Source organism: Enterobacter mori LMG 25706 (assembly GCF_000211415.1).
GTDB lineage: Bacteria > Pseudomonadota > Gammaproteobacteria > Enterobacterales > Enterobacteriaceae > Enterobacter > Enterobacter mori.
Window position 1 is genome coordinate 1 of the sequence record NZ_AEXB01000133.1, and the last position, 2,397, is coordinate 2,397.

The following is a 2,397-nucleotide window of genomic DNA, read 5'->3' on the forward strand; positions in this document are numbered from 1 at the left end:
TCGGTTTAGGAGATAGCGTCACAGCCAACTTCGGAAGCCTCGAAATTGGAGCTAAAAAGGCCTCTTCTGCGAGCTTTGTTGATTTCCATTTTATTGGCACTAACGACTATGACGCGCGCATCCTGTGTGGTGGCAATTCAAATGGTGGGATGGGAAAGGGTGATTTTACTTTCTATGCAGGAAAATACACTTTTATCGGTGACAGTTTTGAGTTTCGAAATCCTATCACCTGCCAGAACAGCATAACTTCTTCCGGCAGCATTAACGCAGGTGGCTCACTAAGAGCCGTAACGTCATCAAACGTATGGGCCTCCAGCGATGCACAGAACGCTCACGTGTGGTTTTACGGTGCGGGAGGGATTGAATCTCGAGGGGTAATCTATGCGCCCAAGGAAGGTACCATCCGGCTCAGGCCTGATAATAATGATAATGGTGGAGCAAATGGCTATAGCTTCTCTTTCGGGGCTGATGGCAGGTTTACCTGTATTTCAGTGAACCAGACTTCGGATGAGCGAGTTAAATTCGACAAAGAGCCCGTCGGTAACGCTCTGGAGAAGATTTGTTCCCTGACGGGTTATACGTTTGGCATTCAACTCACTGAATCAGAATCGGTGCGCAGCGCAGGCATTATTGCTCAGGATTTGGAAAAAGTGCTGCCCGTTGCTGTAAGTTCTGGCGCAACCGGCACCACAAGGACCGGAGAAGAGATTAACGACCTCAAAACCGTTGACTACAGCGCAATGAGCGCACTGTATGTTGAAGCAATTAAAGAGCTAGCCGAACGGCTACAGATCCTTGAAAATAAACTGGCTGAACTACGGTTTTTTAGCACAAATTTAAGCTGACAGATTTCAGTGGAAACACATAACCAAATCTGACGCCATGATTTGAACCGTAAGCGCATCAAACCATATCTTGGCTTATAAATTTTATTCAGATAATATGCATTGTGTAAAATTCATAACTAAAAATGTTGATTGGAAAGTAAAATCATGCCAAAAACGCACCACTACAAATGGTTTCTTAGTACATTTTTTGCTATGCATAACTTTGGTTTTACCTTAGCAACAATTAAAAGCTTTAACTACCAAACTGAAAAAGCTATTCGAGCAATGAACGATGACTATCAGAAAAATGGCCCTGCAGTTTTCGACTATATACAAGACCAACAAGGCATAATTGATTCTATAGACTCCATACCAGAATCACTCGTCGAATCCACAGACAAAATTCATACAGTTTATCATCCTAGTTTAATGCGCAGATCTGCTTTTCTAACCATTTTCGGCATGATTGAGCATGAAGTGGATAACGTATGTGACAACTTTTCCAAAAAGCACAAAGTAAGTGTTAAAGTAAATGATCTCAAAGGGAATGGTTTCGAAAGAAGTAACTTATTTATCTCGCGAGTTATTGGTTTAAAAGACTCGCAACACTACGCGCAAATAAAAAGGATCATAAAATTAAGGAATAGTTGTGCTCATAATGATGCAAAGTTTATAACCCCTGACGGTAATGAAATTAAGGAAATCACTAGATTAATGAATGATTTTCCAAAATATTTTTTCAAAGATGGAAGCTCAGTGGGGTTCCATCCTAATGTTTTAGACTTTTTTACAGAATCTTTGGAAGCATATCTTCTTGAAATTGAAGTGGCGCTAAACAAGCATCAAAAGTAATTAGAAGCTGTACCATAGCGTTTAAGCTCCTCTTAAGCTTAACCTTCGCTTCTAGAAGCCTTTGCGTTGCTCTGTTCCTCTAAAACAATAATACGTAATGCAAGCGTTTTTATTGCTGCCAGCGCATCGAGCAACATTGGCGTCTGATCAAGATGCAGTATGCCGCCTATTTCTTTCACGTATTCGGGATCAATCGTTTCAATCTGCTGAGATATCACCCCGCGTCGTGGGGTCTGCGTTTCATCATCCTTAAAAGTGAAGTGCTTGAATTCCATCCTGCAGATATTAAGCAGCGCCTCTTCCAGATCGAGGTCATCACCGACGTTTTTCATAGTTCTATCCGACACCGCTGAAGTCATGATCTCCTTCCACGGGCTCCAGGCATTGGTGTTGTAACCCCTGAAAAAAAATCGTCCAGCATCAGTTTGGCTTGGATACGGCAAACAAAACTGCGTTAGCGCTACATCGGCAATACGAACATAATTTTGAACATACCCATACCAACTTGAGATAGGTCCTAAGGTTGATTTCGACATATCCAAAAGTAAACGATAAGTTCCTGGCTCTGTAAGGTTGTTGAAGTTTGTCCCATCAGGAGCAACTGCCGAGTCTGTTTTAAATACCCTGGCATCACCAGTAGGTAATCCAAATGCTCCCACTTGCATGACGTTCCCGGCTGCCGTTCCGACGTCCTTCGTAGCGCTACTTCCCAAACCGA

General features: G+C 42.5%; 3 protein-coding genes. 2 read left to right on the plus strand and 1 reads right to left on the minus strand.

Annotation, left to right across the window (positions count from 1 at the left end):
- Both ENTMO_RS23580 and ENTMO_RS23585 read left to right on the plus strand, forming a co-directional pair.
- Positions 1–845 (plus strand): tail fiber domain-containing protein (locus ENTMO_RS23580; protein WP_010426172.1); only part of this gene is annotated, 845 nt, incomplete at its 5' end.
- 147 nt (positions 846–992) lie between these two features.
- Complete coding sequence (locus tag ENTMO_RS23585) at positions 993–1,679, plus strand: hypothetical protein (RefSeq protein WP_010426174.1); 687 nt, start codon at positions 993–995, stop codon at positions 1,677–1,679.
- A gap of 38 nt (positions 1,680–1,717) precedes the next feature.
- On the opposite strand, the gene ENTMO_RS26025 is transcribed toward ENTMO_RS23585, so the two are convergent.
- On the minus strand, positions 1,718–2,397 hold a 680-nt coding region (locus ENTMO_RS26025; protein WP_010426176.1), incomplete at its 5' end, for a pyocin knob domain-containing S74 family peptidase.